Annotated in this window: 14 protein-coding genes, 2 tRNA genes and 1 pseudogene; 12 read left to right on the forward strand and 5 right to left on the reverse strand. The window is 69.5% G+C overall.

The features are described from left to right. Positions 1-307, reverse strand: a pseudogene (locus AC08OV_RS01885) (EAL domain-containing protein); the annotation flags it as partial. Positions 308-928: 621 nt separating this feature from the next. On the opposite strand from AC08OV_RS01885, the gene AC08OV_RS01890 reads away from it, so the two are divergent. The 5 genes from AC08OV_RS01890 to cimA all read left to right on the forward strand — a co-directional run bounded on the left by AC08OV_RS01890 (position 929) and on the right by cimA (position 6,306). Then, the gene (locus AC08OV_RS01890) at positions 929-1,957 is read left to right on the forward strand and encodes a 3-isopropylmalate dehydrogenase (RefSeq protein ID WP_476614593.1); all 1,029 of its coding nucleotides are present in this window, start codon (positions 929-931) and stop codon (positions 1,955-1,957) included. 218 nt (positions 1,958-2,175) lie between these two features. Next, positions 2,176-3,102 carry a branched-chain-amino-acid transaminase gene (ilvE, locus tag AC08OV_RS01895; RefSeq protein ID WP_476598548.1) on the forward strand — a complete coding sequence of 309 codons (927 nt, stop codon included), beginning with the start codon at positions 2,176-2,178 and terminating at the stop codon, positions 3,100-3,102. A 189-nt stretch (positions 3,103-3,291) separates the two neighbouring features. Further along, positions 3,292-3,678, forward strand: coding sequence for a CBS domain-containing protein (locus tag AC08OV_RS01900; RefSeq protein WP_476614592.1), 387 nt, complete (start codon positions 3,292-3,294; stop codon positions 3,676-3,678). A gap of 110 nt (positions 3,679-3,788) precedes the next feature. Next, entirely contained in the window at positions 3,789-4,466 is a 678-nt protein-coding gene (locus AC08OV_RS01905; RefSeq protein ID WP_476614591.1) for a Crp/Fnr family transcriptional regulator, read from the forward strand. A gap of 235 nt (positions 4,467-4,701) precedes the next feature. Next, the gene (gene cimA / locus AC08OV_RS01910; RefSeq protein WP_476598542.1) at positions 4,702-6,306 is read left to right on the forward strand and encodes a citramalate synthase; all 1,605 of its coding nucleotides are present in this window, start codon (positions 4,702-4,704) and stop codon (positions 6,304-6,306) included. 107 nt (positions 6,307-6,413) lie between these two features. On the opposite strand, the gene AC08OV_RS01915 is transcribed toward cimA, so the two are convergent. After that, positions 6,414-6,677: a hypothetical protein gene (locus AC08OV_RS01915; protein WP_462186127.1), complete on the reverse strand. Its 264-nt coding sequence runs from the start codon at positions 6,675-6,677 to the stop codon at positions 6,414-6,416. Positions 6,678-6,968: 291 nt separating this feature from the next. Here AC08OV_RS01915 and AC08OV_RS01920 point away from each other — a divergent pair, with 291 nt between their 5' ends. From AC08OV_RS01920 to AC08OV_RS01930, 3 genes are all read left to right on the forward strand, one after another. Next, the gene (locus tag AC08OV_RS01920) at positions 6,969-7,748 is read left to right on the forward strand and encodes a fumarylacetoacetate hydrolase family protein (protein ID WP_476614590.1); all 780 of its coding nucleotides are present in this window, start codon (positions 6,969-6,971) and stop codon (positions 7,746-7,748) included. Between the two features lie 168 nt (positions 7,749-7,916). Next, positions 7,917-7,988, forward strand: a tRNA-Gln gene (locus AC08OV_RS01925). A gap of 89 nt (positions 7,989-8,077) precedes the next feature. Beyond that, positions 8,078-8,150 (forward strand) — tRNA-Glu (locus tag AC08OV_RS01930). Between the two features lie 123 nt (positions 8,151-8,273). Here the strand turns inward: AC08OV_RS01930 and AC08OV_RS01935 are convergent. Then, the gene (locus AC08OV_RS01935; protein ID WP_476614589.1) at positions 8,274-8,567 is read right to left on the reverse strand and encodes a hypothetical protein; all 294 of its coding nucleotides are present in this window, start codon (positions 8,565-8,567) and stop codon (positions 8,274-8,276) included. Between the two features lie 201 nt (positions 8,568-8,768). On the opposite strand from AC08OV_RS01935, the gene AC08OV_RS01940 reads away from it, so the two are divergent. Beyond that, positions 8,769-10,343 carry a sensor histidine kinase gene (locus AC08OV_RS01940; RefSeq protein WP_476614588.1) on the forward strand — a complete coding sequence of 525 codons (1,575 nt, stop codon included), beginning with the start codon at positions 8,769-8,771 and terminating at the stop codon, positions 10,341-10,343. Positions 10,344-10,435: 92 nt separating this feature from the next. Here the strand turns inward: AC08OV_RS01940 and AC08OV_RS01945 are convergent, their stop codons facing one another. Together AC08OV_RS01945 and AC08OV_RS01950 are read right to left on the reverse strand one after the other, a co-directional pair. After that, positions 10,436-12,565 carry a protein kinase domain-containing protein gene (locus tag AC08OV_RS01945; protein ID WP_476619171.1) on the reverse strand — a complete coding sequence of 710 codons (2,130 nt, stop codon included), beginning with the start codon at positions 12,563-12,565 and terminating at the stop codon, positions 10,436-10,438. A gap of 476 nt (positions 12,566-13,041) precedes the next feature. Then, positions 13,042-13,749 carry an IclR family transcriptional regulator gene (locus tag AC08OV_RS01950; RefSeq protein WP_476614796.1) on the reverse strand — a complete coding sequence of 236 codons (708 nt, stop codon included), beginning with the start codon at positions 13,747-13,749 and terminating at the stop codon, positions 13,042-13,044. A 91-nt stretch (positions 13,750-13,840) separates the two neighbouring features. On the opposite strand from AC08OV_RS01950, the gene leuC reads away from it, so the two are divergent. The 3 genes from leuC to AC08OV_RS01965 all read left to right on the forward strand — a co-directional run. Continuing rightward, complete coding sequence (gene leuC / locus AC08OV_RS01955) at positions 13,841-15,238, forward strand: 3-isopropylmalate dehydratase large subunit (protein WP_476614797.1); 1,398 nt, start codon at positions 13,841-13,843, stop codon at positions 15,236-15,238. 83 nt (positions 15,239-15,321) lie between these two features. Continuing rightward, positions 15,322-15,909, forward strand: a complete 588-nt coding sequence (leuD, locus tag AC08OV_RS01960) for a 3-isopropylmalate dehydratase small subunit (protein ID WP_476614798.1) — start codon at positions 15,322-15,324, stop codon at positions 15,907-15,909. A gap of 516 nt (positions 15,910-16,425) precedes the next feature. Beyond that, on the forward strand, positions 16,426-16,549 hold a 124-nt coding region (locus AC08OV_RS01965; RefSeq protein WP_476619179.1), incomplete at its 3' end, for an HU family DNA-binding protein.

A 16,549-nucleotide genomic window follows, 5' to 3' on the forward strand; every position in this document is an offset into this window, starting at 1 on the left:
GGGCCGGGTGGCTGTGGAAGCGTGCGAGCGCCTCATACCCCGCGATGACCCCCCGTTGCAGATCCACGATCGGCTGGAAGAACAGCACGGGTTCGTCGGGATCGGCGAGAACCCGGCGTAGGTCGGGCCGGTCGTCGCCACGCGTCCCACCCCCGTCGCTGTTCTTCGACCGGCCGGGGGGACCCGCCCCACCGGCCGCGGGCAGCGTCCTGCCCTCGGCCGCGCCGCCGGGCGAAACAGCCGCGTCGCCGACATCGGGGCGGTCGCTGGACGGAGGTCCCGCGGGAATCCGCTGCCGAGTAATCATGCGCCGTGCACCCCCCTCGCATCGAAGCACGTCGCACCTGTCCTGTAAGTGATTTTCTTACCATCCGGCCGCGATGCCGGGTGCGAGTACCGTCCGGAGTTGTGAATCCTGCGCTCTTTTGTGCGACCAGCGGGTGGCGGTCGGATTTCCGTTCATCGTCCTTCCCGTGCCCTCGGCGCAAGATCGGCGGTTTCTGGGCGCCGGAGGCGTCGTTCATCGTTGATCCGTCGCCAAAACGGTCATTGCTCGCCAGGATTTTCGGGTGCCGACGCGAGGCGTGCGAGTAGTCCGAGTCGGCCGATGGAAATCAATCCAGCAACAACGGGGGTGAACTTTATTCGGCGAGGTGGTGCGCTACGATTACTCAAAGTGATCGAATGTGGAAGTGTGGGTGGCGTTCCGGGGGCGAGGTTAGGCTGAGGTAGTGGTATAGCTACCGTTCGCAGTTATTCGGGGGTGATTCGCGGCCGTTCGGGAGTACGATGACGGCCGCCGGGGCGGTGGCCCGTCGTGAGCGGACCCGTGCGGACCCGTGCGGACCCGCGCCGGATCGGCACCGGTCGGGCGGTCCAGGCCGGGTGGGACCGCTGCGGGGCCGCGGTCGGCCGCTACAGTCGGCCCATGAGGCTTGCAGTGATCGGCGGTGACGGGATCGGCCCCGAGGTGGTGGCGGAGGGGTTGCGGGTGCTGCGCGCGGTACATCCCAAGGTCGACATGACCGAATACGACCTGGGTGCCCGGCGCTGGCACGAGACCGGGGAGACGCTGCCCGACTCGGTGCTGGAGGAACTGCGCGGTCACGACGCGATCCTGCTCGGGGCGGTCGGTGATCCCGGCGTGCCCAGCGGTGTCCTCGAGCGTGGCCTGCTGCTGCGGCTGCGGTTCGAATTCGACCATCACGTCAATCTCCGGCCGGTGCGGCTCTATCCGGGAGTCCGCTCGCCGCTGGCCGGCGATCCGGCTATCGACATGATCGTGGTGCGGGAGGGCACGGAGGGGCCGTACGCGGGCGCGGGGGGTGTGCTCCGGAAGGGGACGCCTCACGAGGTGGCGACCGAGGAGAGCCTCAACACCCGGTACGGCGTCGAGCGCGTCGTGCGCGACGCGTTCCGGCGGGCCGATCGACGCGAGCGTCGCCACCTGACTCTCGTGCACAAGAACAACGTGCTGACCAAGGCCGGCGACCTGTGGTCGCGCACCGTGGCCGAGGTGGCGCCCGAGTTCCCCGACGTGCGCGTCGACTACCAGCACGTGGACGCGGCCTCGATGTTCTTCGTGACCGATCCGGGCCGGTTCGACGTCGTCGTGACGGACAACATGTTCGGCGACATCATCACCGACATCGGCGCGGCCATCACCGGCGGGATCGGCCTGGCCGCCAGTGGCAACCTCGATCCCTCCGGTGCCCACCCGAGCATGTTCGAGCCCGTGCACGGCAGCGCCCCGGATATCGCCGGCAGGCAGCTCGCCGACCCGACAGCCACCGTCGCCTCGGTGGCGATGCTGCTCGATCATCTCGGCCACGCCGAGGAGGCGGCGAAGGTCGAGGCCGCCGTCGCATCCTCCCTGGCGGATCGTGCCGCCGCGGGAGCGGCCCAGCTGTCGACCCGGGGACGCGGCGAGGACCTCGCCGCGCGGGCGGCGGGCTGAGTCCTCGCCACCCCGGTCCTCGCGCCACCCCGCCACGCCACCGGTGGAGGCCGGATGGTTGATCGCCGCGGGGGCCCTTCCGGTCCAGGTGCGTCGTGGTTATCCTCTACGGGAGCCGTAGATCCGGTAAGACGGCAGCCGACAGGGCCCCACCACGGCGAAGATCGGCGGATTCGTCATCTCCTGTTCGCTTCGTCGTACTTTGGCCTGGAGTCGCCGTGCCTATCACCCCAACCTCGAAGATCTGGATGAGTGGAGAGTTCGTCGACTGGGACGACGCCCGCATCCACGTGCTCAACCCGACCCTGCACTACGGGTGGGGTGTGTTCGAAGGCGTCCGCTGCTACGAGACGGCCCAAGGGCCCGCCGTGTTCCGGCTGACGGACCACATCGCCCGTCTCTACCGCAGTGCCAAGATTTATGTGATGGAGCCGTCCTTCACGCCGGAGCAGGTCGTCGCGGCGACGAAGGAGACCATCGCGGTGAACGACATCGCCTCCTGCTACATCCGGCCGCTGATCTACCTCGGTTACGGTGAGATGGGGCTCAATCCGTTGCCTTCTCCTGTCGAGGTCATGATCGCGGTGTGGCCGTGGGGCGCCTACCTCGGCGAGGAGGCAGAGGAGAACGGCGTCCGCGCGATGATTTCCTCCTGGAAGCGGAACGACCCGAACATCACGCCGCCGGCGGCCAAGGCGTCCGGGCAGTACCTCAACTCGTCCCTGGCGAAGGTCGCGGCGGTCAAGGCCGGTTACGACGAGGCGATTCTGACCAGCCCCAATGGCCACATCGCCGACGGCACCGGGGAAAACGTCTTCATCGTCTCCGGACGCAAGGTCATCACTCCGCTCCTCACGGACGGTCCGCTCGGTGGCATCACCCGCGCCTCGATCATGAGGATCGCCGCCGATCAGGGGTACGAGGTGATCGAGCAGCACATCGTGCGCACCGACCTCTATCTGGCTGACGAGGCGTTCTTCACCGGCACGGCGGCCGAGATCGTGCCGATCGTCGAGGTGGATGACCGGCAGGTCGGGAGCGGGAAGCCGGGCCCCGTCACCCGGGAGCTGCTGGAGATCTTCCACCGCGCGACCCGGGGGGAACTGGACCGATACCAGGAGTGGAACGAGTTCGTCCAACAATAACGCCGTGGCCGGCGTCGCGGGCGTTCGCGCGTTGCCCCGCGTCCCGGCCAGGGTCGTGAGCCCGGCCCCGCGTGGCCAGGCTCTCATAATGCCCACGCCGAAGCATCGTGTGCTCTGGTCAACACGGCCGGCGGGGCCTACCGTCGCGAGTAGCAGTTTTCACGAATGCACAAGCGTCGGGAGGGCGTCGTGCGGGTTTCGGAGGCTATGAGCTCCCTTGTTCTCATGATCGGCCCGGGGCACACGCTTCGCCAGGCGGCGAGGCTGATGGCGGCGCGCAAGGTGGGTGCCGCGGTCGTCCACGATGCGGACAGTGAGGGCTACGGGATCCTGACCGAACGGGACGTTCTGCGATCGATCGCCGCGGCTCAGGATCCGGATGTCGAGATCGCGGGCGACCATCTCACCCGCGATGTCGTCTTCGCGGATCCGGAGTGGTCCTTGGACGAGGCGGCTGCCGCGATGCTGCGGGGCGGTTTTCGGCACCTTATCGTGACCTCGGGCGGTGGCGTAGCCGGAATTCTCTCCATGCGCGACGTGGTACGTTGCTGGAGTAACTATCATGTTACGGTATGATATCTACCGTGTCGTACGCCGGGGATGCTTGCGGTCTGCCGCCGAATCCGATCCCGTCGTCCGGGGTAGCTGGGGAACATGAGGCAGGCGGACGGCGCTACGGTCACCGCATGCACGACAACGAGGCGGTCGCCCTGCTCCGAGCGACCACGCTGCTGAAGGAACTGCAGGAGGAGGACCTGTTGCGGCTCGCCACGCGAGCCGTCACGCGACGTTTCCGGCGTGGACAGGTTGTCTTCACGGAAGGTGAGCCCGCCGACACTCTTCTGGTGGTCGCCTCCGGGCGGTTGAAGGTGCTCACGAAGGCCGATGACGGCCGTGATCACGTTTTGAACATTGTCGGGCCACGGGAAACCCTGGGAGAACTCAACATCGTCGAAGGGGGTACCCGGTCCGCCGGCGTTGAGGCGCTCGAACCGAGTACTGCGCTGGTTCTCGACCGCACCGCGGTCTGGGAACTCGTGCGGGAACGGCCGGCCGTCGCCGAGCAGCTCATCCGAGCACTGGTGGCGCACGTGCGACGCCTCACCGGAGCGAATGCCGACCTCGTCTTCCTCGATCTGCCGCGACGCGTGGCCAAGTTGCTCCTGCTGCGGATGCGGGAGGCGGGGCGTCCAATGATCGAACTCGGCCTCACGCAGACCGAGATCGCCTCGCTGCTCGGCGGTTCCCGCCAGTCGGTGAACCAGGCGTTGCGCGAGTTCGAGCGGAGGACCTGGATCCTCTCGGAAGGTCAGACCATCACGATCCTGCAGGTCGACCGGCTACGCCGGTTTGCGGGGGACTGAGATCCTCCGCTGTGGCGCACGCCACATCCGTCACATGTCGGGCCTGTTACATCGTAGGCTTGTCACCCGGCGGCGAACCCGTCTCCGTCGCGCGCTTCGGTCGCTGACCCCTGGGGCCGGGCGCGTGGCGGCCCCAGGTTCCCGAACTCTGCTCGGTTCGGCGTGCCGGAGGTTGTCCGGACCGCTCGGCTCGGCCGGGGCGGAACGGCCCAAGATCCTTGCGGAGGGGCGCCCCGTGCGGCCATACGATCCCGATTCCCTGCACATCTATGACACGACATTGCGGGACGGTACCCAGCAGGAGGGGTTGTCGCTCTCGGTCGGCGACAAACTCGCGGTGGCCCGTCACCTGGACGATCTCGGTGTCGGTTTCATCGAGGGCGGCTGGCCGGGATCGAACCCGAAGGACGCGGAGTTCTTCACCCGGGCGCGCGGCGAACTGAACCTGACGACCGCCGTGCTGACCGCCTTCGGGGCCACCCGGCGGGCGGGCCGCGCCGCCGCGGACGATCCCCAGGTGGCGGCGCTTCGGGACGCGGGGACCTCGGTGGTCTGCCTGGTCGCCAAGTCGGATCTGCGCCATGTCGAACGTGCCCTGCGCACCACCCCGGCCGAGAACCTCGCGATGATCCGGGACACCGTCGTGCATCTGCGCGCGGAGGGAAAGCGGGTCTTCGTCGACGCCGAGCACTTCTTCGACGGCCATCGGGTGCATCCCGCCTACGCCCTTGAGGTCGTCTCCGTTGCGGCCGAGGCCGGTGCCGAGGTCGTCGTGCTGTGCGACACGAACGGCGGCATGCTCCCGGCGCGGATCGGCGCGGTCGTCGCCGATGTTCTCGCCACGACCGGCGCCCGGCTCGGTATCCACTGCCACGACGACGCCGACTGCGCGGTCGCGAACACTCTGGTGGCGGTGGAGGCCGGCGTCACCCACGTGCAGGGCACCGCAAACGGCTACGGCGAGCGGTGCGGGAACGCCAACCTGCTGAGCGTCATCGCGGGTCTGGAGACCAAGTTGGACCGGGCCGTGCTGCCGCCCGGGCGGCTGCGTGAGCTCGTCCGGGTCTCCCACGCGATCGACGAGGTCACCAACTCCGTGCCCGACCCGCACCGGCCGTACGTCGGGGCCAGCGCCTTCGCGCACAAGGCCGGCCTGCACGCCAGCGCCGTCAAGGTCGATCCGGACCTGTACCAGCACATCGACCCGGCGGTCGTGGGCAGTGACATGAGGATGCTGGTCTCGGAGCTCGCCGGTCGGGCGACCATCGAACTGAAGGGCCGTGAGCTCGGCCTTGACCTGTCGAACCAGCGTGAGGCGCTCGGACGGGTGGTGGACCTGGTCAAGGAGCGGGAGGCGGCCGGGTACGTCTACGAGGCCGCGGAGGCCTCCTTCGAACTCCTGCTGCGCGACGAGGTGGCCGGCCGGCAGCGGTTCTACACCCTCGAATCCTGGCGTGTCATCGTCGAGCAGCGCCCGGGCGGCGAGGTGGTCAGTGAGGCGACGGTGAAGCTCACCTCGCACGGCGAACGCCACGTCGCGACGGCGGAGGGGAACGGACCGGTCAACGCTCTCGACACGGCACTGCGCAACGCGCTGGAGAAGGCATATCCGGGGTTGGCCGATCTGGACCTGGTGGACTACAAGGTTCGGATCCTCGACGGCAAGCAGGGGACCGGCGCGGTGACCCGGGTCCTGGTGGGAACCAGTGACGGCCGCGAGTGCTGGGACACGATCGGCGTGGACGAGAACATCATCGCCGCCTCCTGGGCGGCCCTGGAGGACGCCGTCGACTACGGACTGCGGCGGCAGGGAGAGCGCCCAGACCCGGACGCGGCCTGACGCCGGGCCCCAACCCCCGGGAGCGGCCCCGCCCGGGCGTGGGTGCTCCCGTTGTACCGCCCGCGGAGCAGCCCGCCGCCGCGGGCCGGGCCGCCGGCTACGTGTGGTCAGTCCTGCGGGATCTCCTCCCACCACTGGCACCACCAGTCGCCGCCGACCAGAACGCGTAGCTTCGGGTGCCAGCAGTAGGTGATGTCCTTGTCGGCGTCCAGGTAGTACAGGCAGTTGTCGCACCGCTCGTCGCCGTTGGGTTTACCCCGCAGGATCGCGTCTTCGGCCAGGTGGCCCAGTTTGACGCTCAGTTCCTCGTCGATCGGCTTCGGCTCGGGTGCGCCGACATCGTAGACGGGGGTGGTGTCGGTCTCGCTCACCGTTTTCCTTTCCCTTTCCTCTGCCGGGTAACTTGCCGGGCAGCTCCGCGGTGATGTCGGCCGTCCGCGTCGGATCTGGTCAGTACGGGACAGCGGGAGCGGGTGGCTGCCATCCGCTGGTGGACCAGGCGCGGGTTCCAGCCTAATTCTCGGTCACTCGTCACCGTTCTGGCGAACTTGATCAGGCCCGGCCGTGGTCATGTCGGTCATACGAGTCATACCCGCGGTGTGGCGGGGCCGCCCACCGGCCGGTCGGGTCAGCTCCTTCCGCGGGCTCGGTACGGTCTGGGGGTGCGTATCGCGAGGTTTACCGATGGTTCGGAGCCTGGGTTCGGGGTCGTGGAGGGGTCGATCGAGTCGGGTACGGCCGTGATCTCCGGCATCACCCCGCATCCGTTCGGTCCGTTCTCCTTCACCGGCGTCCGCCGGGGGCTCGGCGACGTGCGGCTGCTCGCTCCCGTGCTGCCGAGCAAGGTGCTCTGCGTGGGCAAGAACTATGCCGACCATGTCCGGGAGATGGGCGGTGACACCCCGCCCGAGCGTCCGATCCTCTTCCTCAAGCCCTCCACCAGCGTCGCCGGCCCGGGCGATCCGATCACTCTTCCGTCGGACAGCGAGCGGGTCGACTTCGAGGGCGAGCTGGCGATCGTCATCGGCCGGCTGTGCCGTGACGTCCCGGTGGAACGGGCCTTCGAAGTGGTGCTCGGCTATACCTGCGCCAATGACGTGACCGCTCGCGATCAGCAGAAGGCGGACGGCCAGTGGACCCGGGCCAAGGGCCATGACGCCTTCTGCCCCCTCGGTCCCTGGATCGAGACGGATCTCGACCCGGCGGATCTGACCATCCGCACCACCCTGGACGGCGAACTGCGCCAGAGCTCCCGAACCGGCCTGCTGCTGCGCGACGTCCCCTCGTTGATCGCCTACATGTCGTCGGCCATGACGCTGCTACCCGGCGACGTGCTGCTGACCGGAACGCCCGCGGGCGTGGGGCCGATGTCACCGGGGCAGACGGTGGCGGTGACCGTCGAGGGCATCGGGACGCTCACCAACCCGGTAACGGCTCGCTAGCGCCCGCGGCGCGATCCTCCGCCGGGTGACTGCCGGTCGGGTGGCTGCCGGTCGTTCCCGATGCCCCAGCCACGGGACGTGACGGGGATGACCGGCGTGCATCGGCGCCCCGGCGCGCTGATGTGCTGTCTGCATGAGGTACAGTAGGCAGCGCCCGAACAGGGCCCATGGGGTATGGGGTAATTGGCAGCCCAACGGATTCTGGCTCCGTTAGTCTAGGTTCGAGTCCTGGTACCCCAGCTGCACCAGATCTGCCGCTCGGTCGAAACTGGCCGCTATACTGTACAGTGTGACACGCGCGTAAGCGCGTAAGTAAGAACCAGAGTCTTGGCCCCGTCGTCTAGCGGCCCAGGACGCCGCCCTCTCAAGGCGGTAGCGCCGGTTCGAATCCGGTCGGGGCTACACAGCGGTTTTATCTTCGATTCTTCGCAGAGGACGAGAGCTACGCCCTCGCACCAAGACGGACCATCGATGGCCCTCGGATTCCTCGCCGGGGGCCATCGTCATGTCGGGCGCGATCCGGGCCTACCGCACAACCTCGAACCGCAGCATGGCCGCGGGGTGGCGGGCCATCGTGCACGCGCGGCAGCCGCAGGACGCCGGGCCTCCGCGGCCGTGGACCACTTCGATCTCGGTGTCCGGGGTCGAGGCCACCAGGCGTAGCTGGGGGCACGCGACCCGGGCCATGACGGCGGTCAGCGCGGGATCGTCGGTGGCACCCGGCTGCGGCGGGCTGATCCGACCCACGGTCGACGGGGCGATCGCGGAAGCGGTCGAGGCTGTCAGGGCCACTGGGGCTGTCAGGGCCACTGGGGGCACGGTGTCCTCCTCCGTGGGGGGCTGTCTCGGGGCCACCCCGCGGACCACAGCCTGGCGGGGAGGGCGAGGTCCGCGCCATGCTCCGTTGAGCCCGGTACCAGGTGGTGCAGATGGCCTAGTCAAACCTGGGCACTGTCGCCATGCGACACCACCCTTGACAACCATGGTGCTCCAGCACCGGATCGGTACAAACTTGCGCGGATGTCCACCGTCAGTCCATCGGCACCCGAACGCGCACGGCGTCGGCATGGTAGTGCGCACGTGGGGCGCGCCGCCCGCCATGCTGGTCGGCTGCGCCCGCCGGGATCGGCACCGGAGCAGGTGGACGTCCTGCCGGGAGTCGCCCGGCGCATCACCTCGCTGCTTCCCCAGGGCCGCGGTCTTCCCATCGAGGACTGGACGGCCCGTCACACGTTGATGTGCCTGGTGCTGGCGATACACCTGCCGGTCATCGTCTGCTACGCGATCTGGCGCGACCTGAGCCTCGTGCACGGCTTTCTGGCGGCCAGTCTGCCGGCGCTGCTGTTCGCCTCCGCGGTGGTGCCCGGCCGCCGCCGGGTCCGTGCCCTGGCCGCCAGCCTCGGGCTGCTGTGCTGTTCGGTCGTCCTCGTCCATTTTTCGAGCGGCCTCACCCCGATGTACTTTCACTTCTTCGTGGTCGTCGCATTGATCGCGCTCTACGAGGAGTGGACCGTCTATCTGCTGGCGATCGCCTTCGTGTTCGTCGCCAACCTGGCGATCGGCAACATCATTTCGGCCGACGGGGAGCTGCTGGACAACGCCTGGCTGGTGGCCGGCCTGCATGCCGGCTTCATCTTCGCTCTTGCCTGCGCACAGATGGTCTTCTGGCACTACAACGAGCAGTCCCGCCGCCGGGTGGAGCACTACCGGCAGCAGCTCTACGAGGGTCAGCAGAGCCTGATGGCCCGGTTGGAGGAGACCGACAGGATCCGCAGCGACCTGGTCGCGACGGTGTCGCACGAGTTCCGCACGCCACTGACCGGTATCCGCGGAAACCTGCTGACCATCAAGCGCCGTCGCGACCGGCTCTCGGACGCCCAGCTCGACGATCTGCTCGATGCGGCGGTGAACTACTCCGATCGCCTCTCCCGCCTGCTGGAGAACATGCTCACGGCCGCCACGGCCACCGGCACGGACGAGACCACCATCGCCGATCTGCCGGAGGTCGTCCGGCACGTGCTCGCCACGCTCTCGTACACCGGGTCGCCGAGCAGCGTGACGGTGGATCTTCCGCTGGAGCTGCCGGTGCGGATGGCCCGACAGGCCCTCATCCAGGTGGTCGCGAACCTCGTCGACAACGCCCTGGTGCACTCCTGGCCGGGAGCGCCGGTACGGCTCATAGCCGGCCGGGTGGGCGACGAGGTCGTCCTGCGCGTCCGTAATCCCGGGCCCGATCTCGACCCCGACACCATCCGCCAGCTCTTCGAACCGTTCACCCAGCGGGACGGCACGGCGACCCGCCCCACGGACGGGGCCGGCATGGGGCTCTACGTCGTGCGACGCCTCGTCGAGGTACACGGGGGACGGCTGCGGATGTCCTCGGAGAACGGCGAGATCATCGTCGAGGTGGACCTGTGGGCGGCGACCGGCCTGGCGGCGCTCGCGCCGGAGCCTGAGGCGGAACTGCCGGTTCCGATGCCCCTGCCGCGCAGTATCCGGGTCGACGAGGAGCCGGGTAAGCCACGGCTTACCGGCGGGCCGCTCGCTGGTCCCCGGGACGACATCCGCTCGTTGCCCATGGACCGTCTCGGCTGAGCGGGGCGGGAAGACCGTTCCTCGTGCCGGGCTGATCCCCGTGCCGGGAAGGCGCCGGGACCTGCCCAGGCGGCGGCCCGATGGTCAGGCGTTCAGTTCTTGGCCGTCGATGTCGGGGTCGGGGCCGGGGCGGACGCCGGGGGCTTGGTGCAGGCCAGGGTCAACGTCACCGTCGTGGAATGGCGTGGGCGCTGTCCGGTGGGGGAGTACGCCGACACCTTGCTGGTCTCGCCGTTGGCGCACGACCCGTTGACCGCGGTGGAGGTGAAACCGGCGAAGCTGAGCTGCCACTTGGCGTCCGACTCGGTCATTCCGATGACGCCGGGTACCTGCGCGCAATCCTCGACCTGCAGGTTGATCGTGGTCGTTTTGGCGATCTTTCCCGACTTCGGGGACTGCTGCGCGACGGTGTCGACCGCACCGGCACCGTAACACCCGAAGGCCTTACTGAGGTGCGTGAAGCCCGCCGACCTCAGGGTGTTCTCCGCCGTGGTGAACGAGCTGCCCTCGGTGTTGGGAACGGTCGCCGTGCCGTCGTCGGTGGGCGACGGGGACGGGCTGCTCCGCGCCGTCGGGCTGTTCGTCGGCGTGGCCCCTGTGGGGCTAGCCGCAGCCGCCGTACCGGCGCCGGGGGAGGGAGATCCCTTCGCGCTGGGCCGCGGGGTCGCCCCGCCCCCGGAGAGGCTCGTCGGGTTGACCCCAACGGCCACGCCCGGAGCGGCGGCTCCGCTGGTTCCGAAGCCGGAACCGCCCGAGGCTGCCGCGGCGGACACCCCGGCGGGACCGTCCGCGCTCAGTTCCGCGCCGGTGCCCCCGCTGGAGGCGAGCGCCCAGCCGCCGGCACCGGCGACGAGGGCGACGACAAGACCCGCACCCGCCGCGATCCGGCTACGCCGCCGCCGGTCGGCGGCCGCCCGCGAGGCGGCCACGGCCCCACCGATCGGGGGGCCGGGTTGGTGGTTCGCCGGGATCGCCGACATGACTGTGTTCGTGTCCGCGGCCGGAGCGTCGGAGCGGGCCGGGATCCGCAGCGCCGGCTGTATGCCGGTCGGGGCGTCACCGTCCCACCCTCCCCGGCCGCCGGTGGCCGGGGCCATCCGGGTGCGCTCGACGCCGCCATCCCGTCCACCGGTCTTCGTGCCACCGGTCTTCGTGGCGGTGGTCAGCAGACTGCCCGCGATCTGCGTGTGCTCCAGGTCGGACCAGTCAGGCGCGGCGGATGCGCCGACCACGCCTCCCGTGCCCGCCGCCGCGGCCACGGCGGCGGAGCGCACCACGCGCTGCGTTCCCGTGGCGGGGGAATGATTGTCGGCCCGGGCCGCGGACGCGCCGGCGAGTGCGGAGATCTGGATTCGGTTGTCATGGTCGGCATGGCTGCCTGGCCTGGACGCGTAGCCGGTCCCCCAACGGCTGGCCTCGAGCGCCTCGGCCAGGTCCTCGGCCGCATCGGCGGCGCTCACGGGCCGCTGCCTCGGGGACTTGGCGAGCATTCCGGCCAGCACACCCCACACCGGCGCCGGCACACCCTGAATGGGCTGGGGCTGTTTTTCGCGGTGCGCCTGCAGGAGCTCGGCCGGGTTGGGGGAGTCGAACGGCGGCGAACCCGCGAGAAGCTCGTACAGCACGACTCCCGCCGAGTACACGTCCGCTGCCGGGGTCGGTGGCGCGCCCGTGCTCAGCTCGGGGGCCATGTAGAGCGGGGTCCCGATCGGTCCTGTGGTGCTGGTCCGGGACGAACCATTGATCATCTGGGCGATCCCGAAGTCGGTCAGGCGCACGATCGGATGAGCCGGATCGGAGGTGTCGATGAGTATGTTCTCGGGTTTGACGTCCCGGTGGACGACGTCGGCGGCGTGCACGCTGTCGAGCGCCCACAGGGTGCCGACGGCGAGCCGGACCGCCTCCTCCACCGGCCGAGGCCCGAACTCGCGCAGATGGGCCCGCAGGTCGGGACCGTCAACCAGATCCATGACTATGGCGAGCACGTCGGGTTCGTTCACCAGATCGCGTACGGCGACGAGATCCGGGCTGTCGAGGTCGATCAGAAGGTTCCACTCACGCAGGAAGCGTTCCACGATCTTGGGATCGTCGGCGAGCTCGGGGCGCAGCACCTTGATGGCCACGGGAGCACCGTCCGAGACGGCGGCGCCCCGCCAGACCTGGCCGGTCGTACCCTGCCCGAGTATCTCGTGCAGCACGTACCGCGAACCCAGTTTGCGCACCGCGCGTTGTCCCCTTCGTTGGCGCCGCCCGGGGCGGCCGAGCCTACGGCGGCGCCGCTGCGGGCGGCGGCGGCCCGTGGGCGGAGCCCGGAGCGTCATCCGGACGAGCGCATCAGTGCGCGGGCGAGCTGTATCGCTTGCACTAGATGCCAATACCCGCATGGGTCATCCGGCCTACTGTTCCGATCATCCGAGACGGACGACTCGAACAGGCTACGACGTAGGGCGGCGAAGCCGCGCGGCGGGGGATACCCCTGCGCGGTAGAGCCGCCGCCCGCCACCGGCAGATGTAGCCCGGGCAGTCGCGGGCGTGGGGTCCGAATGGGGGATTCAAAATGGCGAATGGCAAGAACGGCCGACGAAAAAGGTCTGGTCGCGTGTTTTGTGGCCGAGGAAAAGTTGTGGCGGTCCACCGTTGGTGACCGACGTCCGGTGGTCGGCGGTTGGTGGCGGGTGGATGCAGGCGGGTGGGTGTGTCAGCCGACGGTCGGTGTCGAGAGCCGGGCCGCCGCGGCGAGGACCGCCGCGCCGTGCCGGCGTCCCGGCGACCGGGTGAGCCGCTCCACTGGCCCCGACAGGGACACTGCCGCGATCACTGTTCCCGGGCCGTCGTGCACCGGGGCGGACACGGACGCCAACCCCCTCTCGCGTTCCCCGATGCTCTCCGCCCAGCCACGATCGCGCACCCGGCGGAGGACGGCTTCGTCGAACAGGGCTCCGGCGAGCAGTTCCGGCTCGGGATGTGCCGCGAAGGCGAGGAGGACCTGAGCGCCGGATCCCGCCGTCATCGGGAGCGTGGCGCCGACGGGCACGGTGTCGCGCAGGCCGCTGGCGCGTTCGGAGGCGGCGACGCAGTGGCGCAGGGCCCCGCGCCGCACATAGAGCTGGGCACTTTCTCCGGTCATCTCGCGAAGCTCGGTGAGAACCCGGCCGGCCCGATCCAGCAGGTCCCACGGCAGGGGGGCCGGGGTCCCGGCGGCGAGCCGCGGCCCGGGGACGAAGCGGCCGTCGGCGGTCCGGCCAAGGAGGCGGTGGACCTCGAGAGCGTGTGCCAGCCGATGCGCCGTCGCGCGGGTGAGCCCGGTTCGGGCCACCAGATCAGCGAGTGACGCCGGTCCCGCCTCGACGGCGGTCAGCACGAGGGCTGCTTTGTCCAGGACTCCGACTCCGCTAAGCTGTTTCACACATTGATACTGTCATCCCACATCATGAGACACCAGGCTGTGGGGCAGGGAAGCTCATCGCCACGCCAGAAGAGGGGAGAATGGGTCGACCATGGGGCGCACACTTGCGGAAAAGGTCTGGGACACCCACGTGGTGCGGCGCGCCGATGGCGAACCGGATCTGCTGTACATCGATCTGCACCTGGTTCACGAGGTCACCTCGCCGCAGGCGTTCGAGGCCCTGCGGCTGGCCGGGCGGCCCGTGCGGCGTCCGGAGCTGACCCTCGCCACCGAGGATCACAACGTCCCCACCACCGACACGCTGGCGCCGATCGCCGATCCGATCTCGGCGGCTCAGGTGGAGGCGCTGCGGAAGAACTGCGCCGAGTTCGGGGTGCGGCTGTACCCGATGAACGACCCGGGCCAGGGCATCGTGCACGTCGTCGGCCCACAGCTCGGGCTGTCCCAGCCCGGCATGACGATCGTCTGCGGTGACAGCCACACCTCCACCCATGGCGCGTTCGGGGCGCTGGCTTTCGGGATCGGCACCAGCCAGGTCGAGCACGTCCTCGCGACCCAGACGTTGCCGCAGCGCAGGCCGAAGACGATGGCGATCACCGTGGCAGGCGACCTGCCCGTCGGGGTCACCGCGAAGGATCTCATCCTGGCGATCATTGCGCGGATCGGCACCGGCGGTGGTGCCGGCCACGTCATCGAGTACCGCGGTGCGGCGATCCGGGCCCTGCCGATGGAGGGCCGGATGACGGTCTGCAACATGTCCATCGAGGCCGGCGCGCGCGCCGGGATGATCGCGCCCGACGACGTCACGTTCGAGTATCTCGCCGGGCGGCCGCATGTCGCCACCGGTGCCGCCTGGGAGGAAGCGGTGGCCTACTGGCGTAGCCTCGCCTCCGACTCCGACGCGGCCTTCGACCGGGAGGTCGTGATCGATGCCGTGAGCCTCACGCCCTACGTCACCTGGGGCACCAACCCGGGCCAGGCCGCACCGCTCGGATCGCTGGTTCCCGCGCCCGCCGACTACCCGGACGCGGCCGCGCGGGCCTCGGTCGAACGAGCGCTGACCTACATGGGCCTCACCCCCGGCATCCCGTTGTCCGACGTCGCCGTCGACACGGTGTTCATCGGATCGTGCACCAACGGGCGCCTGAGCGACCTGCGCGCCGCCGCCGACGTGCTGCGCGGCCGGCGGGTGAGCGAGGGGGTCCGGGTCCTGGTCGTTCCCGGCTCCATGGCGGTGAAGGCGCAGGCCGAGGCGGAGGGGCTCGACGAGGTCTTTCGGGCTGCGGGAGCGCAGTGGCGCAGCGCCGGCTGTTCGATGTGCCTCGGCATGAACCCCGACACGCTCCGGCCCGGCGAGCGCAGTGCCTCGACGTCGAACCGCAACTTCGAAGGCCGGCAGGGGCCGGGTGGGCGCACCCATCTCGTCTCGCCCGCGGTCGCCGCGGCCACCGCCGTGACCGGTCGGCTGACCGCTCCGGCGGATCTGTAGCGCGCCCGGCGTGGATCGTCGGTCCACGCACGACGGCGACCGTCGTTCATCCACGACTTCTTCGAGAGGGGAGCGTTTCCGCGATGGAGGCGTTCACGATTCACACCGGGCGCGCGGTGCCGCTGCGCCGCAGCGACGTCGATACCGATCAGATCATTCCGAGTGAGTGGCTCAAGCGGATCGAGCGGACGGGGTTCGGCGCCGGCCTGTTCGCGCAGTGGCGCGCCGACGACGGCTTCGTGCTGAACAACCCGGTGTACGCCGCGGCGTCGATCCTGCTGGCCGGCCCGGACTTCGGCACCGGTTCCTCGCGGGAGCATGCCGTCTGGGCGCTGCAGGACTATGGGTTCCGTGCCGTGCTCTCGCCCCGGTTCGCGGACATTTTCCGCGGCAACGCCCTCGGCAACGGGCTGTTGCCGGTGCAGCTGCCGGCTGAGACGGTCGAGGCACTCACGTCCGCCGTCGAGGCCGATCCCACGATCGAGATCACTGTTGATCTCGTTGCGCGCGAGGTCCGGGGCGCGGGGCTGGTGGCCACCTTCGACCTCGACGACTTCACCCGCTGGCGGTTGATGGAGGGGCTCGACGACGTCGGGCTGACCCTTCGCCACGAAGAGATGATCACCTCTTTCGAGGCTGGCCGGCCCGCCTGGTCGCCGACCACCGCCTAACGCCCGGGGCTGTCACCCGGTCACCGGTGTCCGGGTGCGCCGGTTCCCGAGTACGCACCATCCGCCGGGACAGGGTCGGATCCGGTCCCGGTCGAGGGTTCACGGTGGCGCGTGTCATATCTCACATTCGGGAGGGTGAGATGGGTGGCGGGTGCATCGGGGGGAATTGATCGTCTCCGAGGGGGATGAATCGACTGTCGCGGCTGGCGTCCGGGCAGCTACCCATCGGAGTGGCATCGGCGAGGCCGAGGGCATCCGGCTACCAAAGGGTGACATTGCGCCCAAACCGAAAGGCAATTCTCGCTACTGAACGTAATGAATCTGCCGAACGGGCTATGCCGGCCGGACCCTACGCATCCCGTCGCCCACCGGAGCGAACCCGTTGACGTGCGGGTTTGTGTGACGCGACACGCTCACGGGAATTGCCCTCGACAGTGGAGATGCCTACGGTGCAGCGCAGTGTGATGCCCGATCTGCTCCCCACCCCGCGCCCGCGGGGGGCGTCCGGAGGTTGTTGTGAACAAGTCCCAGTTGGTTGACCGCATCGCCCAGCAGATCGAGGGCGGGCGGTCGAACGCCACCAAGGCCGTCGACGCGGTGTTCGACGCCATTCAGGAGGCCGTCGCGAGCGGAGAGAAGG

The organism is Frankia sp. CeTa3Moorea (genome assembly GCF_978021225.1).